This window comes from Pseudomonas sp. GB2N2, from assembly GCF_054897705.1.
The window spans coordinates 1,638,587-1,664,609 of sequence record NZ_CM142701.1 but is presented as its reverse complement, the minus strand read 5'-3'; the positions used below and the strand labels follow the sequence as shown (position 1 = coordinate 1,664,609).

The window sequence follows — 26,023 nt, the reverse complement described above, 5'->3', positions numbered from 1 at the left end:
GGCGTTCCGACGATGGCGCCAGACCAGACAATATGGGTCGCGAATTCAGGCCTTCACCACCGCATCCGCACACCCAAACTACCTATTAACCCATTCAAGTCATTTTCATCCACGTCACTGCTGTAATCAGCGCTGACATACAGACTCACGACCGGCGTCACCCTCGCCACCAGCCCCAGCCCGACTTCAACGGTGGATGAGTTGCGGCTGCTGCTGATCTTGTCGACCTGGTCCAGCGTCACGGTATTGCCGGTGTACACCGTGTGCCACAAGTTGGTCCGCACGTACGGTTCGACTCCGAGACCATTGATGTCGTAACTCCCTTTCAATCGTGCACCGACCCGACCGCTCCAGGCCGTCAGGTCGCTGGACGATGCGTTTCCAGAGCCGGCGTACGGCGTGTCGAGCGTGATGCGCTGATTGATCAACTGCGCCTGCGGTTCGACGATCCAGTTGTCGCTCAGGCCAATCGGGAATCCCCCTTCAACCGAAAGAGTGAGCGCGCTGCCCTCGGTGGCTTGCCGCGCGCCTTGCTCGTTGCGACTGAAGCCGCTGACCCGACCGCCGCTGGCCGTCAAATCCACGTGCCAGCCCTGCGGGCCGGTCAGGCTCCAATAAGCGCCGAGGCTTTGGCCCTGCAGATTCAGCGTGTCAGTCTCGGGATCAGCGACGGCGCGACTGGTCAACAGGCCGTTACCATTAGCTTCGAATTGGGTCGTACCGCCGATCAGACCGACCTGCTGGGTATGGCCACTGCTGCTTTGCAGCATGAGGATTGCCGGGCCTTTGAATTGATTGGCGCCGGGCAGGGTCGATCCTTGGGACTGATAATCGGTTTGCGCTTGTCGCGCTGCCTGTCCGTAGAGTTGATCCCACGCCGAGGGCTCGGCGTCTTCGACTGTCAGGCGTGAACTTCGCAAATCAGGCGCGGCGCTGAATCGGCCGGGATACGTTGTGGCGAGAGCGGGCAAGCTGAGCACCGGGACTTCCTGGCTATACCAGGGCGTTGTCTCTTCTTCGGCAGGTGCGGCCTGCACCTCAATGGAAGAACACAACAGGAGCGAACTTGAAACAGTGCAAAAAGTGACTTTGATCTCTTGTTGGGTGAATGAGGTTTTCATGGAGGTCTACCTTGCAGTCGCATGCGTTATCTCGCTGTGGCGTCTCTCCTACCCCGAATGAGGGGCGACCGAATGGAGTAAGGCACGCCTCGGGCCGCCCGTTTTAACGGGGTCCGGGAGCTGCCTCTAGTGGTACTTCGGGGGTAGTAAGGTGTAGCTAAGAAGACTGATGGCGTCGCGTCAAGAAAATGGCCGATAAATGGTCTTGTAATTTTAACGAAGTCAAGTGCCTGATTTTATGAGGGCATCTAAGTGATTGTTTGTTTGGAAAATCGTGCCAAAACGTTGTTCTAGAGGCCTTCAGTAGCTGGCTATCGGTTCACCAGCCAATTCGCAGGCCAATATTGCCGGCCAACCCATGCAGCTCATTACTGTCGATATTGCGGCTGTAGTCAGTGCTGGCGTAAATGCTCACGGATTGCGCAAGGCTCACCACTACTCCAAGGCCCAGATCGGCCGATGAGTATTGTTGTCGGGTTTCAATCGGATCAGTGCCGAACTTCACGGTGTCAGTTCCCGAAAACGTGTGCCAAAGATTGGCGCGCACATAGGGCTCGACCGGGCGACCACCGACTGTATAGCGACCCTTGAGGCGCGCGCCGAGGCGACCTGTCCAGGCACCGTCGGAATCAAATGAAACACTCGAAATACCGTCATCCTGCCTGTCGAGTTTCACGTTCTGATAAATCGCCTGTGCCTGGGGTTCGACTGTCCAGTTGTCGGCGACCTTGATCGGGTAGCCGACCTCTGTCGAGAGACTCAGGACGTGACCCTTGTTATCGATTTTCAGGCCTCGTTCCGAGCGACTTTCGCCGTCGAGCCAGGTATACATCGCCACGGTGTCGAGGTAGGCGCCCTTTTTGTCGGTGAGTGTCCAATAAACGCCAGCGCTGTCACCGTTAAGGTCAACTTTCCCGGCGCGTTTGCCTTGAAAACCCTGGTTGAAACCATCGACGTCGCCTTTCAAATCGCTGTGGCCGACGAAGAAACCGCTGCGTTGGGTTTGCCCCGTCGCCCATTCGGAACTGAATAAATCGTTGCCAACCTGAAAGCCCTTCAGCGATCCATCGAGTTTCGGTGAAACGGTGCCGCCCCACGTCTGATCGAAGCGCTTGCCGTACACCCGACCCCAGCCAGCACTCAACGCACCGGTTTCAGTCAGCAGGCGCTGGTCACCCTGGCGATCATGGAACGTGCCGAGCGCATCAAGGGCCAATCGCGCGGCGGCAGGCGGAACTGCCGACCACGTGGGCACTTCGGCCCGGTACAGGGCAATGGGCGCGGCACCGGGTTCGGCGGCGGGTAGCGCGGGCGATCCGATCGCAGCGACTGGCGTTGCCACCAGCGGAACCAGAATGGGCGGCAGGGCAGGGTCGGGATTGGCCACCAGAACCAACGGCGGGGCCACGACGGATGAGCGCAGATACCAACTGTTTTCGCTTCCAGCCGTGACGCCACCCTTGAACAGTTGGTAATCGTAGGCCCCGACCGAGACCGGCGTCTTCAGGGCGAAGGCGCTGTTATCGCTGACCGCCGTGCCCGAAGCCTGGACCAATTGAATACCGTTCTGCTGGGTCAGCGCGCCAGCGCCGCCGACATTGCTGACGGTGATCAGGGTGCTGCCGGTCAACGTTCCGTTGTTCACCACGAGTTTGTCGCTGGGTGAGCTGTCATCGCCCACAGCAGATTGCAGCAGCAACTGACCGCCGCTGCCTGCGTAATTGCCTTCAACGGTCAGGGTGTCGTTGGTGCGGGTGTTACCACTGGTGAGGTCGATCACGCCGCTGTTGTTGAGGGTCGCCAGTTGGCCGGAAGTGAATGACGCAATGCTGCCCTGGACCGAGGTCAGCGTGCTGCTGCCATCGATGTTGAACACGCCAGTGCCGGTGGTGCTGTCGCCCACGCGGAAAATGCCATCCAGGTCGAAGCGCGATCCGTTATTGAGGTTGACCGTCTCCCAATTCACATAGCGGCCAGCACCCGCCGAGGTTGTACCGTTGAAGGTCAACAGGTCGGTGCCGCCTTCGCCGTTGATGCTCGGCGTGAGCGCGAGGGTGCTTTCAGTGAGATTGCCCAGGGTGGCCGTGTCGTTGCCGTCGCCCATGAGGATCGCCGAGCGGATAATGCCGCCGCCGTTCCAGACCAGTGTGTCGTTACCGGTACTCGCGCGGATCTCGCCGACGATTTCGCCGCCGGTCACGGTGATGCTGTCGTTGCCACCGCTGACGCTGATGTTGCCGCCAATCCTGCCGCCGGACACGATAATGGTGTCGGTGCCGAATCCCGTCACCAGGTTGCCCAGAATTTGACCACCAGACAGGTTGAACAGATTGTTGTCGAGCTTCATGTCGACTCGACCAATGGTGCCGCCGGTCATTCTGGCGGTGTCGCCGTCCTCGAATGCACCGGTAATCGTACCGCCGGTCATCAGGAAAAAGTCGCGGCTGTCACCTTGGGCCAGCGACTGAATGGTGCCGCCGCTCATGGTGAAATTATCGACCCCGTTGCCCTGTGCGACCGCCCCGGTAACCTGGCCGGCACTGATGCTGAAATTATCGGCGCCATCCCCCTGAGTGACAGCGCCGGCGATCGTGCCGGAATTCATATTCACCGTGTCAGTACCGGGGCCAAACGTGACGTTGCCGTTGATCGTCCCGCTGCCATTGGCGGGGAAGCTCAGGGTGTTGTTGCCCGACAAGTCAGTCAGCGGTCCACTGCTGGCGCTGTCGCAGGTAAAACTGTCGTTGCCCGCGGTCGGTGTCAGGACACAGGCCGCGTGGGCCGGCTGGGACCAGCCCACACATAGCCAGAGGGAAACAGCGCAGGCTGAATAACGGTACGTGGGCAGTTCTGTCGAAAACGGCATGCTCGTTCCCTCGAATCGATTCGGTCCCATTCGTCAACGCAACTGACAGGGACAGCTGCACCGTAACAACAGATATCGAGTGCGACTACTGTAAGAGTTGACAGGTTTCACCGCTTTTTTTGTTTATTTTGTGCCTGATAAGCAACATTGCCGGGCGCTTCAAAGATGCACCTCAACCGCTAAGGGTAGATGGTCTGACAGATGTGTCCACGGCTTGCTGCCCAAGATTCGCGGATCGTGACTACTGGCGTTGCGCAGATAGATCCGGTCCAGGCGCAACAGCGGGAACCGCGCCGGATAGGTTTTCGCCGGGCGGCCATGGTGGCGTTCGAAGGCTTCATGCAGATAGTCTCGACGGGCGAGTGTGGCGTTGCCTTGCAGCTGCCAATCGTTGAAATCGCCAGCGATAATCACCGGCGCGTCATGCGGCAGGGATTCCAAGAGCTGGCAGAGCAATTCGAGCTGCAACTGACGATGGCTTTCCAGCAGGCTCAGGTGCACGCAGATCGCATGGACTTCGGCGTGGCCAGGGACGTCCAGCACACAGTGCAGGAGACCGCGGCGTTCCGGGCCGGTGATCGACACGTCGAGGTTGCGATACTCGCGAATCGGGTATTTCGACAACAGGGCGTTGCCGTGGTGGCCGTCGGGGTAGACAGCGTTGCGTCCGTAGGCGAAATCGCTCCACATGCTGTCGGCCAGGAACTCGTATTGCGACGTCTGTGGCCATTCGTTGAAACGGGAAGAGTGACGCTCGTGTTCACCGACGACTTCCTGCAGGAACACCAGGTCCGCCGAGGTACTGCGCACCGCTTCGCGCAGTTCCGGAAGAATGAAGCGCCGATTGAATGCAGTAAAACCCTTGTGGGTGTTGACCGTCAGCACCCGAATGCGATGAATCGCCGGGGGCGTGTTCAACGGGACCGAGGTCAGGGGTTTGCGCTTGGTATCACTGGTCACATTGGCTCCTTCGAATCGGGGCTGCGTATGCATGCGACTAGTGCGGTGGTGGGCAGTTCAGTTCGAATGCACCTGTGACTCGGCATGCCCATGGGGCAAGCAGATCAACATCAAAAACGCGCGAGGCGGCCTGATAGCGACCTGACGCTCTCGTCGTACGCATTCCCCTGTCATCGCCAGCAAGCAGGCTTCTACAGGGAATGGCGTCAGCACGCTTTCAAAAGTGACTCGCCGTAGGGGCGAAACCAATTTCAGCCGTCACCCCCCAAAATGGATATGTACGCAAAGGCAAGCTCAGACAAACACAATCTCATAGGGCAAGCGCATCCGCTCCAACAGCACGCGCGGCAGCAAAGGCGCAATCCCGATCGCCGGCTCACCGTCAAGCTGGCTGGCATAAGCATGGGTAGCGTGGCTTTTGCGCGCAACAGTCCAGGTATCGAGCCGCAACTTGCGGGCGCGGTGCCAGGGAATCAACCCACTGTCACGCGTCGGCCAGTGCCAGGCCCAGACCGGCACTTCGTGAAACGCCGCCCCGACCATCGCGGCAGCATTGGCGCTGGCACGTCCCACTGCATCGTGATCCTCATTGCCGTCCTCGCGCCAAGTGCTGAACACCACGTCGCCCGGCCGCAGGTAGCGGGCAATAAACTCGGTCAACTGAAGTTCACGTTCGGTCAGGGCCCTGTCGGTGAAACCACCACGAATCCACTTCAGGCTGTGCATCGGCAATCCGAGACGGCGCAAGGCTTCGACGCTTTCCTGGGCTCGAAACACACTGAGGCGTTTCTCCGACCATTGCTGAGACCCCGGGTGGCTGGCGCTGCCATCGGTGATCGAGATCAGTTGCAGGGGATGGCCCAGCGTACTGAGCAATTGCAACAGACCGCCGCAAGTCACCACTTCGTCGCCGGGATGGGGGGCGATGACCACGGCGCGAGCGCCGGCGGGGACCAAGGTCTGCGTGTTGATGACAGGAACATTGTCGAGTTGCAGCGCGTTGTTCCAGATCTGGGCTGACAGGCTGCTGTCGCTGATGGAAACAGATTTCATCGGGCTACGTCCTTGTTCTAATGAATAGCAGTGTGCCGCGCTCCGTACCCTGGATTGCAGCGAGCAGAGTATTGCTCAAGTATCGCTATTCGTCGCCCCCTGTTCAGTCAGGCTGTTTTTATCCAGCCTGGACGAGGTTGCGCAGGTAATCACCGAAGCCACCCCGGGCCCGACTGTCGAGTCGCGCGCTGGTCAGCACCTGCGGCCGCTGGCTCCAGGCGATGGTCGCGCCGCAGCGTTCGAGTTGCCGCACCAGCTGCACATCCTCATCGCACGCCAGGGGTTCGAAACCACCGGACCGACGGTAGGCCTCGGCACTGATGCCCAGATTGGCGCCGTGGATATGCCGATGGCCCTCTCGCTGTTTGTAGTGCTGGTGATAGCGAATCTGCGCCGATTGATCGAACGACTCATCCCACGCGTCCACGGTCACCGTGCCGCACACCGCATCGGCCTCAAGCGACAGCTGCGCCACCAGCCAGTCGTGGGCGACGCGGCTGTCGGCGTCGGAGCAGGAAATCCAGCGCACCCCGCGATCCAGCAGAAACAGCGCCCCGGCCGCCCGCGCCTGACCGACATTTCGCGCGTCGATTTCCAGGCAGTGCACCGGGAAACTGCCGACGATGTCTGACGAGCGATCGGTGCAACTGTCGAGCACCACCAACACTTCCACGGCTTCACCGTTCAGCAGTTCATGCTGCGCCGCGCGCAGAGCGGCCCGCAGGCAGTCTTCGAGCAAGTCTTCTTCGTTATGCGCCGGGATCAGGATGCCGATCATCGCAGGCCCTCAAGTGCGGCCACGGAGCGCGGTTCGCGGCTCCACAACTCCAGCAGGAAGTCGGACTCCTGATGCAACACCAGGCGTGGCAGTTGCAGGTGTTCGTGCAGCAAATCGTGCACCTGCCGGGCATTGAGGGGACAGCCCTCGATTGTTGGGCGCCAGTGGCAGGCCAGTAGCTGGCCGTCAGCAGTCAAGGACTGCGCGGCGTGTTCGATCAATTGTTTCAGGTCGTCGGCATCCAGGTAATAGCCGACTTCGCTGAGCACGATCAGGTCGAAGTGTTCGCTCGGCCAGTCACCGGGCAATCGCCCTTGACGGACTTCAGCGTGGTCGAACGGGCTCAGACGCGTGCGGGCCAGCGTGACGGCGGCGGCTGCGGTGTCGCAACACAGCAGCCGGTCGCAACGTTCGGCCAAGCCGGCGCTCAGCTCACCGTTGGCGCAACCCGGTTCCAGGATCGAACGGTAGCGGGGCCGGGGCAGCGCGGCGAGGGTGATCGCGCGTTTGCGTTGTTCGTACCAGCGCTGGCGAAACGCCCAGGGATCGTCGTTGCCGGCAAACAATCCATCGAAATAGCGATCCTCGACGCTCATAGAAACACCACTTCAAACGGTTGCAGCAAACGATCCAGCACATACGGCGCGAGTACCGGCGGCAGGCCGATGTGCGGGTCGCCTTCGAGCTGACTGGCAAACGCGTGGATCGCATGCCGCTTGCGCGCCACCAGCGGCGGGGTCAACAGGATTTTTCGCGCCCGCTGCCAGGGAACGAGACTGTCTTCGGGCGTTGCCCAGTGCCACGTCCAGACGGGCAGTTCGTGGAGGGTGGCGCCGACGCGCTGCGCCGCCGTGGCACTGGCACGGCCGACGGCTTCATGGTCGCAATGACCGTCTTCGCGCCACGTGGTGAACACCACATCGTTGGGGCGCAGGTGGCGTTCGATGAATGCCGCCAATTCTGTTTCCCGCGCCGCCACTTGACTGTCCGCGAAGCCGCCACGCAACCATTTCAGGCTGTGCAACGGCAGGCCGAGCCGACGCAGAGCTTCGGCGGACTCTTGCGGACGCACCGCGCTCAAACGCTCCACCGGCCAGCGTCGCGAGCCGGGATGACTGGCGCTGCCATCGGTGACCGAGATCAGTTGTAACGGTCGGCCAACGGCGGCCAGCAATTGCAGGAAACCGCCGCAACCGAGCACTTCGTCATCCGGATGCGGGGCAACGATCACGGCCCGTGAGCCTTCGGGCACCAGGTCGAGGATGTCGATTATCGGCAATTGCGCCAGATGGCTGGAGGTTTGCCACCGATGCAACGGCGTGCCTTGACCAACAATAGGATTGGCTTTCATAACGTCCATGTTCCGTAAATGACATGTTTGCCGAGGGCCGCAAGGTCGCGTTCGGCGTGGCTTTGGCGCAGGAACACCGGCAGGTCGGCGCTCAGGCGGGCGAACTGCCGGTCCTTGCAATAAGGGCCTGCACCGAGGGCGTGGCCGACATGCAGGATCACCTGTTCCGCGCTGTGTTCAACAATTGAGCGGGCACGGCGAGCGAGCAATTCGGCGTCATCCTGTGGCGCTGCATCAATGCTTGATGCACTGAAGCGCAACACCGTCGCTGCTGCCTGCAACGCGCTGTCGGCCGCGCCGAGGTGGGCGAGGGCATGGGGTTCCTGGCGATGGGCGCAGTGACTGCGCAAGCGTTCGGCGAGGCTTTGCGCCGCGCCATACCAGCATGCCGCAATGCCGATCCCGCCTTGCCAGAAGCCCGGACGTTGCTGGTAGTCGCCGGGGTAGCCGATGGCCTGTGCTTCGGCGCCGTCGAACAACACTTCGACGCTGCCGGTCGCAGCCATCCCCAGCGCTTGCCAGCCCTGATCGGTGACGGTCACGCCAGGCTGATCGAGCGCCACCGCCACCAATTGCTGGCGGTCCCGATCATCCCACGCAGTGATCAATGCGTGGCTCAACACCGACGCCCCCGAACACCAGGCTTTACGCCCGGTCAGCATAACCCGTTGGCCGTGAGGGCTGACGCGCACCCGCGCATCCGGCGGCTCGGCGGCCCACATCCCCCACGTGCTGGAGGGCGTGGGCGAACCACCGAGTTGCTGGATGATCGCCAACACGTCGGTGTGCCCCTCATACAATTTGCACAGCCCCAGATCATGCCCGCCGACCTCCGCCAGACGCTGGAAACGTTCCAGCGTACGGCCGCTGCCCGGCAGCGGAAGCTGATCGAGACCCGCCCCGACCAGCTCCCCCAAGCACCTGCCTAGCGCCGAGGTATCGGCGTAATCAGTTGACTGTCGTAGCAGAAAAGCCTGGAGGTCCATTTCACTCTTCTTCCTCATGCTGCAATTCGAACAGCAACAACGAACGGCCGGTGACCGAATACTCATGCCCGAACTCGAAGCGTTCCTGACCGCGAATCGACGGCTGATTGGTGTCGATCATGCAGGTCCAGAAACCGCCATCCGGCACTTCCGGCAGGGTGAAGTTGACGATGTCGTGGTGGGCGTTGACCACCAGCAACAACGTTGCATCGCCGCCCTTGCGACGAATTCCGGTCTCCTGGGCGCGGCCATCGAGCAGCATGCCGAGGCATTTGCCGTGGGCGTCCTCCCACTGTTCGATGGACATTTCGGTGCCATCCGGCGCCAGCCAGGTCACGTCCTTGACCCCGATGTCCTCGTTGTAACTGCCCACCAGGAACCGTCCACGACGCAGGATCGGGTAGGCCAGGCGCAGCTTGATCAGGCGTTTGACGAACTTCAGCAGCGACTTGCCGTCTTCGCTCAAGTCCCAGTTGACCCAGCCGATTTCGCTGTCCTGACAGTAAGCGTTGTTGTTGCCGTCCTGGGTGCGGGCGAACTCATCGCCGGCCACCAGCATTGGCGTGCCCTGGGACAGCAGCAGCGTGGCGAAGAAGTTGCGCATCTGCCGATGGCGCAGTTCGTTGATCTCAGGATCGTCGGTCGGACCTTCGACGCCGTGGTTCCACGACAAGTTGTTGTTGCTGCCGTCCTGGTTGTTCTCGTCGTTGGCTTCGTTGTGCTTGTCGTTATACGAGACCAGGTCGTTGAGCGTGAAACCGTCGTGGGCGGTGATGAAATTCACCGATGCGTAGGGTCGACGACCGCGCTGATTAAACATCTCGCCGGACGCTGTCATGCGGCTGGCGAAGTCAGCCAATTGCCCTTCGTCACCTTTCCAGAAGGCGCGCACGGTGTCGCGGAATTTGTCGTTCCACTCGACCCAGCCCGGCGGGAAATTCCCCACCTGATAACCGCCGGGGCCGCAATCCCACGGTTCTGCAATCATTTTCACCTGGCGCAGCACCGGGTCCTGACGGCAGGCGACGAGGAAGCTGTGACGCTCGTCGAAGCCGTCGTGGTAGCGCCCGAGAATGGTCGCCAGGTCGAAGCGGAATCCATCGACGTGCATTTCTGTGGCCCAGTAGCGCAGGGAGTCGGTGACCATTTGCAGCACGCACGGGTGACTCAGGTCGAGGGTGTTACCGGTGCCGGAGTCGTTGATGTAGAAGCGCTTGTCGTCGGGCATCAAGCGGTAGTACGAGGCGTTATCGATGCCACGCATTGACAGCGTCGGGCCTTGCTCGTTGCCCTCGGCGGTGTGGTTGTAGACCACGTCGAGAATCACTTCGAGATTGGCTTCGTGCAGGTGCGCAACCATCTCCTTGAACTCGGCGATCTTGCCGCTGGCGAGGTAGCGCGGGTCCGGGGCGAAAAAAGCGATGCTGTTGTAGCCCCAGTAATTGGTCATGCCTTTGTGCAGCAAGTGCTGGTCATTGACGAAGGCGTGAATCGGCAGCAATTCGACGGTCGACACCCCCAACTTGCGGATGTGTTCCAGTACGTCATCGACCATCAACCCGGCGAAGGTGCCACGCACATTTTCGGGGACGGAGGGGTGACGCATGCTAATACCGCGAACATGGGTCTCATAGATGATCGTCTTGTCCCACGGCACGCTGACGCGATGGTCATGGCCCCACGTGTGGGCGGGGTCGATCACTTTGCATTTGGGCACGAACGGCGCGCTGTCGCGTTCGTCAAAACTGAGGTCAGCGTCGGGGTGGCCGATGGTGTAGCCGAACAGCGCTTCAGACCACTTCAGTTCGCCGACCAATTGCTTGGCGTAGGGGTCGATCAGCAGTTTGTTGTGGTTGAAGCGATGACCGTTGGCCGGGTCATAGGCGCCGTATACGCGGTAGCCGTAGATCAAACCTGGATGGGCATCGGGCAGGTAGCCGTGGTAGATCTCGTCGGTGTATTCCGGAAGTTCGATGCGCTCCAGTTCGACTTCGCCGGCATCGTCGAAGATGCACAGTTCAACCTTGGTCGCGTTGGCGGAAAACAAGGCAAAGTTAACCCCCAGGCCATCCCAGGTGGCGCCCAACGGGAAGGGCAGGCCTTCACGGATTCGCGATGCCTCGGCTTGAGGTTCTGGCGCGGATTTTTTTGGACTGGTCATAGATGCTCCTGCAAATAAGGGGGAATCTCACCGGCTCACTGTAGGAGCGAGCCTGCTCGCGATGGACGTTTACGATTACGCGCCTGTTTTGGATAAACGCGTTGCCCTTGAGTCCATCGCCAGCAGGCTCGCTCCTACAGAGTTCAGTGTTCAGTGTTGACGTTTTGGTGGGCGAACGAACCCTCTGTGGCGAGCACACTCGCCACGAGTTCATTCACTTCAATGCCGGAGAGCGTCAGGACGCAGGCGGTTTACGCGGTGCGCGAGGTTTCTTCTCGACGGCTTTTTCGCCAGGCGGGATTACCTTCGCCGCCGCAGCGGCAGGTTTTGCCTTGGCTTTGGTTTTCGGCTCGCCGGCCTTGCCATTCAAGTCTTTGCTGACATCAGACTTGGTGCCTGCGGATTTGCTGCCGGCCGCCTTCGACGATTTGCTCGGGGCCAGGGCTTCGGCCTCTGCCAATTTGCGCGCCATCTCCCAATGCCTTGAGTCGTGGCCCTCGGGTTTACCCTCCGATTCCCAGATCTGATAGGCAAATTCACGGATGCGTTTATCTTCGGTACTCATCGCAATGCTCCTGAACTGAACTCAAGTGTCGGTAGTTTGGATAAAGAGATTGACCGGGAAGTCCCCCAGTGCCGCACTTATCATCAGCTCCATGTTTTCTGTGACTGCGACGCTGGAAAAAAGTCCCTTCAGATTTTCGGCAGGGGTGGTGAACGGTAATTTGACCCGGGTATCGCCCCACTGCGGCGCGCCGACGTGGGGTTCGGCACTCTTAATCAGCAGGTCGGCACAGCGTATCGGTACGATCACGATAGCCCGCTTTGGGTGGTGCGAACGCGCAAATGCCAAGACTCGGTGAGCCTCGCTGCCGACCACTTCCAGCGCTTGATACGACCCGCGCTGAAACAGCTCGGCATGTTCGGCACGCAGGTTCAAGGTGCGTGCGATCAGGGTTTGTTTGATGCGCCCGTCGCGCCAGTTGGCCAGCAGCTCTGGCGTCTCCGTCGCACGTTTCAGGGCATGTTCGCGACCCGGGTAATCCACCGGGCGGCGGTTGTCCGGATCGACCAACGAGAAGTCCCAGTACTCGTTGCCCTGATAAAGGTCCGGAATGCCCGGCACGGTCATGCGCAGCAAGGTTTGCGCCAATCCGTTGAGTGCACCGGGTGCGGCGATGGACATCGCGGCTTTGCCAAGGGCGGCGCGCAACAGTTGACCTTCGGGGTTGAGCAACAGACGCTCGAGAAACTGCTGGGCGGCTTGCTCGTAGGCTTCGTTGGGCGCGCTCCAGCTGCTTTGCAACTTGGCTTCACGCAAGGCTTTCTGTTGCCACTGCCACACGCGTTGATTGTAGTGCTCGAAGCCGGCCTTATCGTCCCGCTGCAAGTCGAGCGGCCAACTGCCGAGGAGCGCTTGATACAGGATCAGCTCATCGCCAGCGGAGGGCATCTGGTCGGTGTCGCGCAGCGCCCGGGCAAGTGTCTGCCAGAGCGGCACCTGCTCGGCGAACCAGGCGCTGCGCTCGCTCAACACTGCCAATCGTGCGCGGGTGTCTTCGCCGCGTTTGTGGTCGTGGGTCGCGGTGGCCAACAGGTTGTCCGGGAATTCATCGAAGCGATTCAGGCACGCGGCATGAAAGTCGGTCACCGGCGCGCTGAACTGCTCGGTGCTGAAGCCCACGTCATTGCGCGACAGCAGCACTGCCGAGCGATAAAACGCAGTGTCTTCCACGGCCTTCGCCGCCGCCGGCGAGGTCAGTTGCTGAAAGCGTACGCAGGCGTGTTTGAGAATTTTGCGCTGACGCCCCACCGGACGGTTACGCCACGGCTCACCGCCAAGCCAACGCGCTACGCAGTCGAGCACCGGCCAGTCCGCTTCGCCGAGGGTTTGCCGTGCACCGTCCATGGCCTGCTGAAAAAACACATCGTCTTCGGCTGAGCGCCCACGGGGGCTGATGTACGTGCGGTACACCGGGAAATGCACGATCAGTTCCTGCAACGCCCGGCGAATTGCGCCGAGGGTCAGGTCGCGAGTCATCAAGTCATCCCGGGCCACTTGCAACAAGGCCTGGGCGACACTTTCGAAATCGCCGGCGAGGGAACCGTTAAGAATCTGCTGTCGTGCCAGTTGTGCTTCCTGACGGAAATCCGCAGGCCGTCCGCTGTCGCGATTCCACAGTTCGCCGAGCGTCTGCGCGCCGGCGGGATCGTGTTGCAGCAACGACAGCTGATTCATGAATTCATAACCGGTGGTGCCATCAACCGACCAGTCACGGTGCAAGGTTTCACCCTCGCCAAGGATCTTCTCGACGTAGATCGGCAAGTGCCGCCCCGGCGCCAGGCTGTCGACCCGACGCCGCAGTTTGCGGCAATAACCCCGCGGGTCGGCAAGCCCGTCGATGTGGTCGATGCGCAGCCCGTCGATCAGACCTTCAGCGACCAGCTCGAAAATTTTTGCATGGGTCTCCTCGAACACCGCCGGACGCTCTACGCGCAAACCGCCGAGTTCGTTGACATCAAAAAAGCGCCGCCAGTTGATATCGTCCGCCGCCGTGCGCCAGCTGGCGAGGCGATAACTTTGGCGCTCCAGCAACGGGTGCAAGCGCTGGAAGCCTTCCGGTGTCAGGGAGTCGTAGGCTTTGAGGTTGTTTTCAATGCTGTCCAGAACGGCGGGATTACTGGCCAACTCGCGCAGTTCGGCTTTCAACGGTTTGGCCGAACGGTGGGCGTCTGCCTGATCACTCAACGTGCTGAAGCGCTCGGCCAGCGAATTCAATGCGTCGACTTCACCCTTGAGCAATTCACCGTAACTCAACGGGCAAATCGGGAAGCGGTGCTCGTAGTGCTCGACGTAAAACCCGCCGTGCTGCCGATCGAAGCGCAGGGGCAGGGTGCCTTCCTGCAACGCAACGCCATAGTCGCTGCCGAGGAACGGCAGCAGTAACTGGCCCTCCATCAGCGGATCGGGCGAGTGCCACTGAATGTCGAAAAACTCGCCATAGGGGCTCAGGCGTCCCCATTCCAGCAAGTCCAGCCACCAGGGATTGTCGCTGCCGCCGACGGCCATGTGGTTGGAGACGATGTCGAGGATCAGCCCCATGTTCTGTTCGCGCAAGGCGCTGACCAAACGGCGCAACGCCGCTTCGCCGCCCAGCTCCGGGTTGACCGTGGTTGGGTCGACCACGTCGTAACCGTGCATGGAACCGGCGCGAGCGCTCAAAATTGGCGAGGCGTAGACATGGCTGATGCCAAGGCTGGCGAAATACGGCACCAGCGGCACCGCTTGATCGAGGGTGAAACCTTTATGAAATTGCAGGCGCAGCGTCGCACGCAGCGGTTGATTGCGTTGCTGATTCATCGGTCACGCTCGGCAGCCTGAAGCCGCGCGCAGGCGAGCAATTCCAGGCGTCGGGCGGCGTCCGGGCCATCGAGCAGTGCTTCGCTGTCGCCGGGCAACCGTCGCGACCAATTCGGATGCGTGTCGGTGGTGCCGGGCAGGTTGGCCTGCTGTTCCATGCCCAGGGCATCCTCCAGCGGCAGCAGCACCAGCGGCGCGCGGGTATGGCCGAGAAAACGCACCGCCGCGTCGAGCACCTGATCGGTCTCGTGAGACTCTTCAAGGAAATTCTGCGGGTCTTCGCTCAGCACCCGACGCAGTCCTTCGCGCTCACGCTCGCGATGATGACGCCACTCGATTTCCCCGGTGGCATCGACCATGCCGAGACGGGCATTCCAGTCGATATCACGGCCACGCCACCAGCCGTTGAGCGTTGGCAAGTCGTGGGTACTGGTGGTCGCCAAGGCATTGTCCGGCCAGTCGAGAATCGGTTTGAAATGCGCGTTGTCCTGTTCGAAGAGCATCACGCGCATGCCGAGGATCGAGCGGGCAATGAGCTTTTCGCGCAAGCCGTCCGGCACGGTGCCAAGGTCTTCGCCGAGGACGATGGCCTGATGACGATGGGATTCCAGCGAGAGCAAACGCAGCATGTCGTCGATTGGATAGTAGAGATAGGCACCGTCAGCCGGCGACGCACCGTTGGGGATCACCCACAGCCGTTGCAGTCCCATGACGTGATCGATGCGCAACCCGCCGGCGTGGGCGAAGTTGGCCCGCAGCATTTCGATGAACGCGCGGAAGCCATTACGCACCAGGCCTTCCGGGGAAAACGCGGAAATCCCCCAGCCCTGACCGGTGCGATTGAGAATGTCCGGCGGTGCGCCGACGGTCAGGGAGGCGAGCAATTCGTCCTGGCGGCTCCAGGCCTGGCTGCCACCGCCGTCGGCACCGACCGCCAGATCTGCAATCAGGCCGATGCTCATGCCGCTGCTGCGAGCCGCCGTTTGCGCGCGCTCCAGGCAACGGGTGATCAACCATTGGCAGAACGCAAAGAAGCCAATGCGCCCGGCATTTTCCTCGGCAAATTCAGCCAGTTCAGCACTGCGCGGATCGCGCCATTGCTCAGGCCATTCGCGCCAGTCGAGGTTTTCACCTTTGGCAGCACGGGCTTCCTGAATGGCTTCGAAACGGCAGTGGTTTTCCAATGCTTCGCCGGCGGCGTGGCGAAAACTGCTGAAGTCCGCATGCAGCGGATGCTCGCCCAGCACAAAACCTTCGTACAACGCCTGCAACAAGCGGTGCTTGGCTTCGGCGGCAACCGGCCAGTCAATCAGTGGTAATTCTTCCAGATGCTTGAGTTGAGCAGCGAGCCCGGCGGCATCGATGGCCGTGCGCATCGCGCGATCGCCAAGGATCGCGCCGGGCGCGGCATACAGGCTGTTCAAAAACAAACGGCTGGAGGGGGAATATGGGCTGTAGCGGTGGGTGTCGCTGCTGAACATCGCGTGCAGCGGACTGATTGCCAGCGCTTCGGCACCGCGTTCACCGGCCACGCGAGCGAGTTCTTCCAGGGCTTGGGTGTCGCCAAAACCGCCATCGCCGGGACGGCGCAGCGAATACAACTGCACGCTCAGCCCCCAGGCGCGGGGGATCGGACTGTCAACGGCATCGCCAACGCTGTAGCAACGTGTTGGCGCCACGGCCAGGGTAAATGACTGGCCGTCAATGCTGACGTGCTGATAGCCGACCGGAATCAGGCCGGGCAATACCGCCTCGGCGTCGAGTTTCAGGCTGAGTCGCGAGCCGTCTTCGAGGTGGATCTCGCAAGACGTCAGCGGGTCGAAGTGGTGGGCCAGGTTCAGGCCGACACCGAAGTCTGCGGTCAGCAGCGGCGGCAGGTGCCGGGTTTGCTGAACCTGCAGCAATTCGAGGAGGCTGGCGTCGATTTCCTGGGCGCTGCTCGCCGGGTGGCCGAGTCCGATGAGGACGTTGCGTAATACCGCAGAGGCGACTTTCTGCGGGCGGCCGTTGGCGTCGATCCAGTCGACGGCCAGGCCAGCTCGGCTGGCCAGTATTTCCAGTTGCGCATCGCTCATTGGCGCTCTCCATCCGGGGTTGGCAAAGGGGCTGCGGCCGTGAGGCTGACTAGCGCGCAATACGGGGCAAGTGTGCCCCGGTTCAACAGCTCGGCGGACTTCGAAGGGTGTTCGAACAGCAACGAAGCGCCGGCGTGTGGGGAATGGACCACCGGCGCGTTGCTGAGGTTCAGGTCAATGCGCAGCAGACTGCCATCGCCCAATTGCCAGCGTGCGGATACCGCGCCATTCGCCAGCACATCCGCCCCCACCGGGTGCGCGCCGGGGACACGTGGCACGATCTGCTGATGGCGGATGTTCAACAGTTGACGGTATCGCTCGTACATCGAGGACTGTTGATTGGCCTTCAAGTCCGGGCGGGAATCTTCGAATGTCTGTTGCGCGTTCGGGTCAGGGATCAGGTCTCGCTTGACGGGATCGGCAAAGGCGTCGAACGCGGAAAACTCGCTGCGACGGCCTTCACGAACCAGTTCCGCCAGCTCTCCGTGGTGGCTGGTGAAAAACAGAAAGGGCTCTGGCGTGGCAAATTCGTCGCCCATGAACATCAGCGGAATCATTGGCGATAACAGCAACAATGCCGTTGCGGCAATCAACGCGTCGGGATGCGCCAGTTGGTGCAGCCGTTCGCCAAAGGCGCGGTTGCCGATCTGGTCATGGTTTTGCAGAAACAGCACGAACGCACTGGGCGGCAAGTGACCGCTGGGTTCACCGCGTGCTTCACCGTTTTGATTGGTATGGCCCTGGAACACGAAGCCCTGGCTCAGGCAGCGAGCCAATTGTCCGGTAGGGTCGTCCGCGTAGTCCGCATAATAAGCGTCGGTTTCGCCGGTCAGCAGCACGTGCAGGGCGTTATGGCCGTCATCGTTCCACTGCGCGTCGTAACCTTCCTGAAGCAGGCTGGCCTGGTTGTGTTCATTCTCCACTGTCAGCCAGACATGCCGCGAGGGATCGATCTGCTCGCGGATGCGTTCTGCCAATACCTGCAGGAAGTCCGGGCTTTTGATTGCGTGCACTGCGTCGAAACGCAAACCGTCGAAGCGGTATTCCAGCAACCACATCAACGCATTGTTGATGAAGAAGTCACGCACTTCGCGCCGCCGGAAGTCGATGGCGGCGCCCCAAGGCGTGTGCTTGTCTTCATTGAAGAAGCCCTTGGCGTAGCGATGCAGGTAATTCCCGTCGGGGCCGAAGTGGTTGTAGACCACGTCGAGAATCACTGCCAGGCCATGGCCATGGGCGCTGTCGATCAGGTGTTTGAGTTGTTCCGGAGTGCCGTAAGAAGCTTGGGGCGCATAGAGCAGAACGCCGTCGTAGCCCCAGTTTCGATCACCGGGAAACTGCCCGATGGGCATCAGTTCAATCGCCGTAATGCCCAGTTCAGCGAGTCGTGCCAGGTGCTGTTCCACCTCGCTGAAGCCGCCCAGCGCACCGACGTGAAGCTCGTAGATGACCGCTTCATTCCATGGCCGCCCGAGCCAGGCGCTGTGTCGCCAAGTGTAGGCGAGGGGATCGACGACGATGCTGTGGTGGTGAATGTCCCCGGCCTGGGCGCGGGAGGCCGGGTCGGGGACGTCGATTTCGCCATCGATATTGAAGCGGTATCGCGTGCCGGCGGGGCAGCGCGTCTTGAGCACGAACCAGCCATCAGCCTGAGGCAGTAGTGGCAAGGATTGTCCATTTTCCAGTTCGACACTGACAAAAAACGCATCTGGCGCCCACAAGGCAAAACGCGTGTGTTCTGCGTCCAGCATGATTGCGCCGTGGGGCCAGGTCTCGAGGGTCCGTAACGGCATCTTCAAAAAAACTCCTTACTGATGTTTGGATTTCCCCAGCGCCTTGGCGACAAGCTGTTCGTAAAGTTCGGCGTAGGGTTCGACGGCCTTGCACCAGTTGAACGGTGCGGCCATGGCCCGGCAACGCATGGCATTGAGCAATTCGGGATAGGCAAAGACTTTAAACGCGCGGCTCAGCGCTTCCTGATAACTCTCCACGGTGGATTCGTCGAACAGAAAACCGGTCACGCCATTTTCGATGGTGTCGGCCAGACCGCCGGTATTGCGCGCCACCGGCAACGAACCGAAGCGCTGGGCATACATCTGGCTCAGGCCGCAAGGCTCGTAACGCGACGGCATCAACAGGAAATCACTGCCGGCAAACATGCGGCGCGCGTCGGTTTCGTTGAAGCCGATGCGCACACCGATCTGCCCCGGGAAACGCAGGGCCAGCTCGCGCATGGCTTGTTCTTCTTCCGGTTCGCCGCGACCAATGATTGCGATCTGGCCACCGGACTGCACGATGTACTCGGACACCGCTTCGGTCAGGTCCAGGCCTTTCTGGTAGACCAGTCGCGAGACCACGGCAAACAGCGGGCCCTCGGAATCCTCCAGGCCAAACAGGTCTCTTACGTGAGAGGCGTTGACGGCCTTGCCGTCCCAGTCGCCGATTGCGAACGGGCAGAACAGGTGCGGGTCGGTGGCCGCGTCCCAGCTCTCATCGATACCATTGGGAATGCCACTGAGCAGGCCTTGCTGGGTCTTGGCGGCGAGAAAGCCGTCGAGACCGCAGCCGAAGTCCGGCGTGGTGATTTCCTGCGCATAGGTGGCGCTGACGGTGGTGATGTGGCTCGAATAGGCCATGCCAGCCTTGAGAAACGACATCTTGCCGTAAAACTCCATGCCTTCCTGTTGCAGGGCATGGTTGGGAATGCCCAGCTCCGGGCACGAGCCCAGGCTGGTCACGCCTTGATAAGCGAGGTTGTGAATGGTGAACAGCGTCGGGGTGCGCTGACCACGCCAATGCATATAGGCTGGCGCCAGGCCGGCAGGCCAGTCGTGAGCGTGTACCAGGTCCGGGCACCAGTGGATTTGTGCGAGATTGGCGGCAATATCGGCAGCGGCCAGGCCCAGGCGGGCGAAGCGAATATGGTTGTCCGGCCAGTCGCGGCCATTATTCGCGCCGTAGGGCGAACCTTCGCGCTCGTAGAGTTCAGGGCAGATCAACACGTAAATAACCAGACCGTCGGGCATGTCCATGCGCCCGATCTTGCAGGGCGGCAAAGCAGCGTGCCCACCCAGTTCGCCAATAATGTGAATCGGGTTTTCGCTGTGCAACACCTGCGGGTAACCAGGGATCAACACCCGCACATCGTGCAAGTGCGCCATGGCCCGTGGCAGCGCCGCAGAAACGTCGCCCAGGCCGCCGGTCTTCACCAGGTCAGCCATTTCCGAGGTCACGAACAGAACTTTCTTGCGATTCGGATTCCGATGGGCCACCGGCGTCAGCGTCTTGGTACCCGGAACGCTGATCGATTGGGCACTTGGCGCGCTCACGGCGCTCGTTTCGCCTACCTGCTGATGAGCACGTTCTCCCTGAATATCTAAAGCCGTACTGATCATGTGTATCTCCCGTGTTGTTGATCTAGTTCTCGGTCTGTAAACGGTGTTTCGAGGCCAAATCCTGTGGCCGGGCGCAAACGCGCGACGCATCGACAAGCAATGGCTGCCCATGCGTTTAAGCAAATTGGCTGGAGTGTTCGCTGCAAGGATTGAACCAGTCGCAACGCACTTACCTTTCAGAGGACCGACCCCAAACGGCAAAAGTTTCGATTTTCTTTGCACATTCTGACCGACCGGTTTTGCCCCGCGAAAATGAGTCTAGGCCAGAACTTAGAGCGGTGAAGGGCAGATAGCAAAATTGTTCGACAATCGGTCCAAAGCGGTACGGACGTGCCTGATTGGTCATGAAACGCCCCGACGAAGTGCGGGTTTTTTTATGATTGAGCCCCAAAATGTCACTGACCCGTCACGTGTTTATGCGTGTGCTCCGGCTGTGTCGCACCGTGTTGGTGCGCTCATGAGTCCCGCATTTGGCCGAACCGCTGCCTTACTGCGCGACGGCCTGCCTTGTTATAGTTCAAACCTCATTTTTGCCCGGTCAAGGATCACTGCCATGTCTCAATACACTGCGTTCACCGTCGAACTGGCCGATAAGATCGCCCATGTGCAAATCAATCGTCCGGAGAAAATAAATTCGATGAACGCCGCGTTCTGGAGCGAGATCATCGAGATTTTCCAGTGGATCGACGACACCGACGAAGTGCGCGTGGTGGTGCTGAGTGGCGCCGGCAAACATTTCTCTTCCGGCATCGATCTCATGATGCTGGCGGGCGTAGCGAACGAACTGGGCAAGGACGTGGGCCGCAACGCGCGCCTGTTGCGACGCAAGATTCTCGCGCTGCAAGCATCGTTCAATGCCGTCGATAACTGCCGCAAACCGGTACTTGCCGCGATCCAGGGTTATTGCCTGGGCGGCGCAATTGACTTGATTGCCGCGTGCGACATGCGCTACGCCGCAGAAGACGCGCAATTCTCGATCAAGGAAATCGACATCGGCATGGCCGCCGATGTGGGCACCTTGCAACGCTTGCCGCGGATCATCGGTGACGGCATGCTGCGCGAACTGGCTTACACTGGTCGCGCGTTTGGCGCCGACGAAGCGCGCAGCATCGGCCTGGTCAATCGCGTCTACAGCGACGCCGCCAGCCTGCTCGACGGCGTCATGGGCATCGCCCTGGATATCGCCAGCAAGTCACCGATCGCGATCACCGGCACCAAGGAGATGATCAGCTACATGCGCGACCATCGCATCGACGACGGCCTCGAATACGTCGCCACCTGGAACGCCGCCATGCTGCAATCCACCGATTTGCGCGTGGCCATGGCTGCCCATATGAGCAAACAGAAACCCGAATTTCTGGATTGATTGAAAATGACTTCACGCTGGACCACCGCAGTACTGGACACCGATCAACCGGGCGGCTGGGCCGTTGCGCGCAGCCCCGAAGGTTTTCTGTTCGATGACAATGGCGCGCTGTTCCCGCGCGAATGGCTCAAGCGTCAGGACCTGTCGGTGCTCGCCGAACATGGCATCGGCCATCTCGACGGTGAACCGGTGTATCTGATGGAGCTGCACGGTCACAGCGAAGTCGCTGGCTGCAACTGGAAGGGACTACGGGCCTTTATGCTCGAGGGCGACCCGGTTATCTACAGAGTGCTTGGCTATGCCGCGCAGATCGGCACCTGGGCTCGCGAGCATCGCTTCTGCGGCAACTGCGGGCAGGCGACCCATCAGGTGCCGGGCGAGCGGGGGATGTACTGCGAACCGTGCAACTTGCGCTTTTATCCGCGCATTTCGCCGAGCATGATCGTGCTGATCACCCGGGGCGATGAGATCCTGCTGGCGCGCTCACCGCGGTTTGTCAGCGGGGTCTACAGCACGCTGGCGGGGTTCGCCGAGCCGGGCGAGTCCGCTGAAGAGTGCCTGATTCGCGAGGTTCGTGAAGAGGTGCAGATCGAGGTGAAGAACATCCAGTACCTGGGCAGCCAATGCTGGCCGTTCCCGCACTCAATGATGCTGGGATTTCACGCCGAGTACGCCGGGGGCGAGATTGTCTGCCAGGAAGACGAAATCGAGGACGCCCAGTGGTTCAACGTGCACGAGCTGCCGCCGTTGCCGGCGTCCCGCTCGATTGCCCGTTACCTGATCGACGTTTATGTGGCGCAGCGCCTAGGCCGCGCTGAACCAGTGTTGCCAGGCTAACCGCACGGTCAAGCCCAGCACCACGGTGATGAACACCGGGCGAATGAATTTGGCTCCGCCGCTGATGGCGGAGCGTGCACCGAAGAACGCCCCGACCATCACCGACAGGCCCATGCTCAGGCCGATGATCCAGTCCACTTGCCCGGAAAATACAAACACCGACAGCGCCGCAATGTTGCTGACAAAGTTCATGCTGCGCGCCACGCCGCTGGCCTTCACCAGGTCGATGGGGTACATCAGCAGGCTGCTGACAGTCCAGAACGCGCCCGTGCCGGGACCGGCCACGCCGTCATAGAAACCGAGGCTGAAGCCTTGGGTCGATTGCCACTTTTTCTTGATCGGGGCGTTGCTGTCCAGCGGCGCTTTTGGCGTGCCGCCGAACAATAGATAGACACCGCAGGCAAATACGATCACCGGGAGCATTTTGTTCAGCCATTCGGCGGGCAGGTAATGCGCAACCACGGCACCGGTCAACGCCCCGACCAGCGTGCCGACGATGGCGTGCACCCATTGCCGCGGATGGAACAGCTTGCGGCGGTAGAAGGTGAAACTCGCGGTGGCCGAGCCGAAAGTCGAACTGAGCTTGTTGGTGCCCAGCACCAGATGCGGTGGCAGGCCGGCGGTCAGCAGCGCCGGAGTGGTCAACAGGCCACCGCCGCCGGCAATGGCGTCGATGAAACCGGCAATGAAGGCGACAACGGCCAGGATGGCCAGGGTGGTGAGGTCAACGCTGAGTTCGAAAGGCATGGAATCGGCTTATTCTGCAGGGAGCACAAGGAGGGCCGACATCTTACCTAACTTGGGGGTTGAACTGTCGCGTGGCCAACAGCACAGCAGCAAATTGTCCAGGCACGCCACAGATTACTGTGGGAGCTGACTTGCCCGCGATGGCGTCCTGACATTCAACGACGATGTCGCCTGTGAGGTAGCCATCGCCGGCAAGCCGGCTCCTACGGGGGATCGGTTTTCGGTTTTCGGTTAGCGGGTTGGCTTACAGACCGAGATCCGACAACCCCGGATGATCATCCGGGCGACGCCCCAGCGGCCAGTGGAACTTGCGCTCGCTTTCCTTGATCGGCAGGTCGTTGATGCAGGCGAACCGGTTGGCCATCAAGCCGTTCTCGTCGAACTCCCAGTTTTCGTTGCCGTAGGAACGGAACCAGTTGCCCGAATCGTCGTGCCATTCATAGGCGTACCGCACGGCGATGCGGTTATCGGTGAAGGCCCAGAGCTCCTTGATCAGGCGATAGTCCAGTTCCTTGGCCCACTTGCGCGTGAGAAAACCTTTGGCTTCCTCACGGTTGTTGGCAAATTCGGCGCGGTTACGCCATTGGGTGTCCAGCGTGTAGGCCAGTGAAACCCGCGCCGGATCCCGCGAGTTCCAGCCGTCTTCGGCCAGGCGAATTTTTTCGATGGCGGATTCACGGGTAAAGGGTGGCAATGGCGGACGAACTTCAGCGTTAGACATATTCAGTCTCCCTCTCGATTTCACGTTCAAGCAAATAATCGGGCTTGGTTAAAGTGCTACAGGTCCAATAACTTACGCGCCATGCATTGCGCATTATCGGCGGCACTGTGATCACCCATGACAAACGCCACGGTAATGGCCCCGTCGATCAGGATCAGCAGCTGTCTGGCCAGCGTCTGCGGATCGTTGGCGCCATGTTCGGTGCAGAGCTCTTGCACGTAGTCGAGCAGCTTCTGCTTATGTTCTTTAGCGACCAGGCGTACCGGGTCTAGGGGGGCGCCGGTTTCCCCGCTGGTGTTGATGAAGGCGCAACCACGGAAGCCTTCGGAGTCGAACCAGGCCCTGAGTACGGTGAACAGGTTGAGCAGCCGGTCAGCCGGGGTTTCGGCCTGATCGACGGCGCTTCTGTACCAGTGCATCCAGCGCTCGTCGCGTCGTTGCAGGGCGGCGACAGTCAGCTCCTCCTTGTTGGCGAAGTAGCGGTAGATACTTTTCCTGGAGACGCCGGCGGTTTTCACCAGGAGCTCCATGCCGGTGGCGGCGATGCCACTTTTGTAGATTAATTTTTCGGTGACATCCAGGATGATGTCGCGGGTGTCGTAGCGCATGATTTCGTTCATGTCGCGAACAGTAGAACGATCGTTCTTCTTGGTCAAATGATATTTTGTGATGCCCATGAAGTCGCCATCGCTGGCCAGCCAGTTCCTACAGTTTGACCGCGTTCCCCTCTCGGCGCTGGCGTGCCAGCGATGGCGTCAGGACTGACACCCACAAGACCCGAACCAAGCGATGGTGTAAGCTCTCGGGTTCTTCGGATTCGACCCATTTGCGAGCCCTATGCCGTCGCTTTTCAAACGCTCCCTGCTGCCCAAATTGCGCAGTTTCCCGCTGACCGCCGATGCCGTCACCCTCCTTTCCGGCGCTGCCGAGTTCCGTCGTTGCCTGCTGGAAAAAATTGCCACGGCGACCCAGCGCATCTACATCGTCGCGCTGTACCTGCAACAGGATGAAGCCGGGCAGGAAATCCTCGATGCCTTGCATGCCGCCAAACTGGCCCGTCCGCAACTGGACGTGGTGGTGGTCGTCGACTGGCTGCGCGCCCAGCGTGGCTTGATCGGTGCCGGCAAGCAGCCGGGCAACTCGGCGTGGTATCAGGAAACCACCCGCACCCACGCAAGCGAGGTCCCGGTGTACGGCGTGCCAGTGCAGACCCGCGAGTTATTCGGTGTGCTGCATTTGAAAGGTTTCGTGATCGATGACTGCGTGATCTACAGCGGCGCGAGCCTCAACAACGTCTACCTGCACAAATTCGACAAATACCGCTACGACCGTTATCACCTTCTGCACAACCGTGCCCTGGCCGATTCGATGCAACACTTGGTGCAGCACGGTCTGGTCGCCTCGAAAGCGGTGCATCGCCTCGATCTGCCGAACCTGCCAACCACCCGCAGCCTGCGCAACGACATCGGCGACCTGCGCAGCCGCTTGAAACACGCGGCCTACGACACCACCACCGGCACCACCGATAAAAGCGGTTTGTCGGTCAGTCCATTGCTCGGTGTCGGCAAGAACAACTCGCTGAGCCGGGTGATCTGCGAGCTGATCGCCAGCGCCCAGCATCAACTGACGATCTGCACGCCTTACTTCAACCTGCCGCTGGCCGTGACACGGGAAATCAACCGGGCGCTGGCCCGTGGGGTGAAGATCGACATTGTGGTAGGGGACAAAACCGCCAACGATTTCTACATCCCGCCGAGCGAGCCGTTCAAAGTGATCGCGGCGCTGCCGTATCTCTATGAGATCAGCCTGCGGCGCTTTGCCAAACGGCATCAGCGCAACGTCGAAAGCGGGCAGTTGAACCTGCACCTGTGGAAGGACGGCGACAACACCTATCACCTTAAAGGCATGTGGATCGATCAGCGCTACACCTTGCTGACCGGCAACAACCTCAACCCACGCGCGTTCCGCCTCGATCTGGAAAACGCGCTGCTGATCGATGATCCGAAAGGGGAATTACTGGAACCGCGTCGCAGTGAACTGGCAGAGATTTTCCAGCACACCACGCGCATTGAGCGCTATCAGGATCTGCAAACCTTGCCGGATTACCCGGCCGGTGTGGCCAAGTTCCTCAAGCGTGTGAGCCGAGTGCGGATTGAGCGGTTGCTTTACCGTATTTTGTAAGGCCGGGAGGCAAAGTCGCGCCTGAAAATGCCATCGCGAGCAGGCTCGCTCCTACATTGGAATG

Annotated in this window: 20 protein-coding genes; 3 read left to right on the top strand and 17 right to left on the bottom strand. The window is 60.7% G+C overall.

Annotation, left to right across the window (positions count from 1 at the left end):
* Positions 1 to 53 precede the first annotated feature (53 nt).
* The 14 genes from ACYZT4_RS07635 to glgA all read right to left on the bottom strand — a co-directional run bounded on the left by ACYZT4_RS07635 (position 54) and on the right by glgA (position 20,107).
* Positions 54 to 1,121 (bottom strand): autotransporter domain-containing protein, encoded by a 1,068-nt coding sequence (locus tag ACYZT4_RS07635; RefSeq protein WP_461986607.1) that lies wholly within the window; start codon positions 1,119 to 1,121, stop codon positions 54 to 56.
* Positions 1,122 to 1,440: 319 nt separating this feature from the next.
* The gene (locus tag ACYZT4_RS07630) at positions 1,441 to 3,987 is read right to left on the bottom strand and encodes an autotransporter family protein (RefSeq protein ID WP_461986605.1); all 2,547 of its coding nucleotides are present in this window, start codon (positions 3,985 to 3,987) and stop codon (positions 1,441 to 1,443) included.
* A 159-nt stretch (positions 3,988 to 4,146) separates the two neighbouring features.
* A complete protein-coding gene (locus ACYZT4_RS07625; RefSeq protein ID WP_461986603.1) occupies positions 4,147 to 4,947 on the bottom strand; it encodes an endonuclease/exonuclease/phosphatase family protein in 801 nt (266 codons plus the stop codon).
* 294 nt (positions 4,948 to 5,241) lie between these two features.
* Positions 5,242 to 6,000 carry a PIG-L deacetylase family protein gene (locus tag ACYZT4_RS07620; RefSeq protein WP_461986601.1) on the bottom strand — a complete coding sequence of 253 codons (759 nt, stop codon included), beginning with the start codon at positions 5,998 to 6,000 and terminating at the stop codon, positions 5,242 to 5,244.
* A 118-nt stretch (positions 6,001 to 6,118) separates the two neighbouring features.
* A complete protein-coding gene (locus ACYZT4_RS07615) occupies positions 6,119 to 6,778 on the bottom strand; it encodes a glycosyltransferase family 2 protein (RefSeq protein WP_461986599.1) in 660 nt (219 codons plus the stop codon).
* Complete coding sequence (locus ACYZT4_RS07610) at positions 6,775 to 7,374, bottom strand: class I SAM-dependent DNA methyltransferase (protein ID WP_461986597.1); 600 nt, start codon at positions 7,372 to 7,374, stop codon at positions 6,775 to 6,777. The genes ACYZT4_RS07615 and ACYZT4_RS07610 overlap by 4 nt, the downstream gene beginning before the upstream one ends.
* The gene (locus ACYZT4_RS07605) at positions 7,371 to 8,129 is read right to left on the bottom strand and encodes a PIG-L deacetylase family protein (RefSeq protein ID WP_461986595.1); all 759 of its coding nucleotides are present in this window, start codon (positions 8,127 to 8,129) and stop codon (positions 7,371 to 7,373) included. Before ACYZT4_RS07605 ends, ACYZT4_RS07610 begins: the two co-directional genes overlap by 4 nt.
* Complete coding sequence (locus tag ACYZT4_RS07600; RefSeq protein WP_461986593.1) at positions 8,126 to 9,115, bottom strand: acyl-CoA dehydrogenase; 990 nt, start codon at positions 9,113 to 9,115, stop codon at positions 8,126 to 8,128. Before ACYZT4_RS07600 ends, ACYZT4_RS07605 begins: the two co-directional genes overlap by 4 nt.
* A gap of 1 nt (position 9,116) precedes the next feature.
* The gene (glgX, locus tag ACYZT4_RS07595) at positions 9,117 to 11,276 is read right to left on the bottom strand and encodes a glycogen debranching protein GlgX (protein WP_461986591.1); all 2,160 of its coding nucleotides are present in this window, start codon (positions 11,274 to 11,276) and stop codon (positions 9,117 to 9,119) included.
* 235 nt (positions 11,277 to 11,511) lie between these two features.
* Positions 11,512 to 11,841, bottom strand: a complete 330-nt coding sequence (locus tag ACYZT4_RS07590) for a DUF2934 domain-containing protein (RefSeq protein ID WP_461986589.1) — start codon at positions 11,839 to 11,841, stop codon at positions 11,512 to 11,514.
* 21 nt (positions 11,842 to 11,862) lie between these two features.
* A complete protein-coding gene (locus tag ACYZT4_RS07585) occupies positions 11,863 to 14,637 on the bottom strand; it encodes a malto-oligosyltrehalose synthase (RefSeq protein ID WP_461986587.1) in 2,775 nt (924 codons plus the stop codon).
* Positions 14,634 to 16,712 (bottom strand): 4-alpha-glucanotransferase, encoded by a 2,079-nt coding sequence (gene malQ / locus ACYZT4_RS07580; RefSeq protein WP_461986585.1) that lies wholly within the window; start codon positions 16,710 to 16,712, stop codon positions 14,634 to 14,636. Before malQ ends, ACYZT4_RS07585 begins: the two co-directional genes overlap by 4 nt.
* Positions 16,709 to 18,505, bottom strand: a complete 1,797-nt coding sequence (gene treZ / locus ACYZT4_RS07575; RefSeq protein WP_461986583.1) for a malto-oligosyltrehalose trehalohydrolase — start codon at positions 18,503 to 18,505, stop codon at positions 16,709 to 16,711. Before treZ ends, malQ begins: the two co-directional genes overlap by 4 nt.
* 15 nt (positions 18,506 to 18,520) lie before the next feature.
* Positions 18,521 to 20,107, bottom strand: a complete 1,587-nt coding sequence (gene glgA, locus ACYZT4_RS07570; RefSeq protein ID WP_461986581.1) for a glycogen synthase GlgA — start codon at positions 20,105 to 20,107, stop codon at positions 18,521 to 18,523.
* A gap of 553 nt (positions 20,108 to 20,660) precedes the next feature.
* Between glgA and ACYZT4_RS07565 the strand changes: the two genes are divergently transcribed.
* Both ACYZT4_RS07565 and nudC read left to right on the top strand, forming a co-directional pair.
* Positions 20,661 to 21,473 (top strand): crotonase/enoyl-CoA hydratase family protein, encoded by an 813-nt coding sequence (locus ACYZT4_RS07565; protein WP_461986579.1) that lies wholly within the window; start codon positions 20,661 to 20,663, stop codon positions 21,471 to 21,473.
* A 6-nt stretch (positions 21,474 to 21,479) separates the two neighbouring features.
* Positions 21,480 to 22,310, top strand: a complete 831-nt coding sequence (gene nudC, locus ACYZT4_RS07560; protein WP_461986577.1) for an NAD(+) diphosphatase — start codon at positions 21,480 to 21,482, stop codon at positions 22,308 to 22,310.
* Here the strand turns inward: nudC and ACYZT4_RS07555 are convergent.
* From ACYZT4_RS07555 to ACYZT4_RS07545, 3 genes are all read right to left on the bottom strand, one after another.
* On the bottom strand, positions 22,278 to 23,057 hold the full coding sequence (locus ACYZT4_RS07555; protein ID WP_461986575.1) for a TSUP family transporter: 780 nt from the start codon (positions 23,055 to 23,057) through the stop codon (positions 22,278 to 22,280). The two genes, nudC and ACYZT4_RS07555, sit on opposite strands and share 33 nt — an antisense overlap.
* 244 nt (positions 23,058 to 23,301) lie before the next feature.
* Positions 23,302 to 23,778 carry a nuclear transport factor 2 family protein gene (locus ACYZT4_RS07550; RefSeq protein ID WP_461986573.1) on the bottom strand — a complete coding sequence of 159 codons (477 nt, stop codon included), beginning with the start codon at positions 23,776 to 23,778 and terminating at the stop codon, positions 23,302 to 23,304.
* Positions 23,779 to 23,834: 56 nt separating this feature from the next.
* Positions 23,835 to 24,398, bottom strand: coding sequence for a TetR/AcrR family transcriptional regulator (locus ACYZT4_RS07545; protein ID WP_461988594.1), 564 nt, complete (start codon positions 24,396 to 24,398; stop codon positions 23,835 to 23,837).
* 217 nt (positions 24,399 to 24,615) lie between these two features.
* Here ACYZT4_RS07545 and pssA point away from each other — a divergent pair, with 217 nt between their 5' ends.
* The gene (gene pssA, locus ACYZT4_RS07540) at positions 24,616 to 25,959 is read left to right on the top strand and encodes a CDP-diacylglycerol--serine O-phosphatidyltransferase (protein ID WP_461986571.1); all 1,344 of its coding nucleotides are present in this window, start codon (positions 24,616 to 24,618) and stop codon (positions 25,957 to 25,959) included.
* The last annotated feature ends 64 nt before the right edge of the window (positions 25,960 to 26,023 follow it).

Excerpts from the sequence above, each read along its gene's own strand:
- ACYZT4_RS07635 (WP_461986607.1), bottom strand. The coding sequence starts at position 1,121 with ATGAAAACCTCATTCACCCAACAAGAGATCAAAGTCACTTTTTGCACT.
- ACYZT4_RS07630 (WP_461986605.1), bottom strand. The coding sequence starts at position 3,987 with ATGCCGTTTTCGACAGAACTGCCCACGTACCGTTATTCAGCCTGCGCT.
- ACYZT4_RS07620 (WP_461986601.1), bottom strand. The coding sequence starts at position 6,000 with ATGAAATCTGTTTCCATCAGCGACAGCAGCCTGTCAGCCCAGATCTGG.
- ACYZT4_RS07615 (WP_461986599.1), bottom strand. The coding sequence starts at position 6,778 with ATGATCGGCATCCTGATCCCGGCGCATAACGAAGAAGACTTGCTCGAA.
- ACYZT4_RS07610 (WP_461986597.1), bottom strand. The coding sequence starts at position 7,374 with ATGAGCGTCGAGGATCGCTATTTCGATGGATTGTTTGCCGGCAACGAC.
- ACYZT4_RS07605 (WP_461986595.1), bottom strand. The coding sequence starts at position 8,129 with ATGAAAGCCAATCCTATTGTTGGTCAAGGCACGCCGTTGCATCGGTGG.
- ACYZT4_RS07600 (WP_461986593.1), bottom strand. The coding sequence starts at position 9,115 with ATGGACCTCCAGGCTTTTCTGCTACGACAGTCAACTGATTACGCCGAT.
- glgX (WP_461986591.1), bottom strand. The coding sequence starts at position 11,276 with ATGACCAGTCCAAAAAAATCCGCGCCAGAACCTCAAGCCGAGGCATCG.
- ACYZT4_RS07590 (WP_461986589.1), bottom strand. The coding sequence starts at position 11,841 with ATGAGTACCGAAGATAAACGCATCCGTGAATTTGCCTATCAGATCTGG.
- ACYZT4_RS07585 (WP_461986587.1), bottom strand. The coding sequence starts at position 14,637 with ATGAATCAGCAACGCAATCAACCGCTGCGTGCGACGCTGCGCCTGCAA.
- malQ (WP_461986585.1), bottom strand. The coding sequence starts at position 16,712 with ATGAGCGATGCGCAACTGGAAATACTGGCCAGCCGAGCTGGCCTGGCC.
- treZ (WP_461986583.1), bottom strand. The coding sequence starts at position 18,505 with ATGCCGTTACGGACCCTCGAGACCTGGCCCCACGGCGCAATCATGCTG.
- glgA (WP_461986581.1), bottom strand. The coding sequence starts at position 20,107 with ATGATCAGTACGGCTTTAGATATTCAGGGAGAACGTGCTCATCAGCAG.
- ACYZT4_RS07565 (WP_461986579.1), top strand. The coding sequence starts at position 20,661 with ATGTCTCAATACACTGCGTTCACCGTCGAACTGGCCGATAAGATCGCC.
- nudC (WP_461986577.1), top strand. The coding sequence starts at position 21,480 with ATGACTTCACGCTGGACCACCGCAGTACTGGACACCGATCAACCGGGC.
- ACYZT4_RS07555 (WP_461986575.1), bottom strand. The coding sequence starts at position 23,057 with ATGCCTTTCGAACTCAGCGTTGACCTCACCACCCTGGCCATCCTGGCC.
- ACYZT4_RS07550 (WP_461986573.1), bottom strand. The coding sequence starts at position 23,778 with ATGTCTAACGCTGAAGTTCGTCCGCCATTGCCACCCTTTACCCGTGAA.
- ACYZT4_RS07545 (WP_461988594.1), bottom strand. The coding sequence starts at position 24,398 with ATGAACGAAATCATGCGCTACGACACCCGCGACATCATCCTGGATGTC.
- pssA (WP_461986571.1), top strand. The coding sequence starts at position 24,616 with ATGCCGTCGCTTTTCAAACGCTCCCTGCTGCCCAAATTGCGCAGTTTC.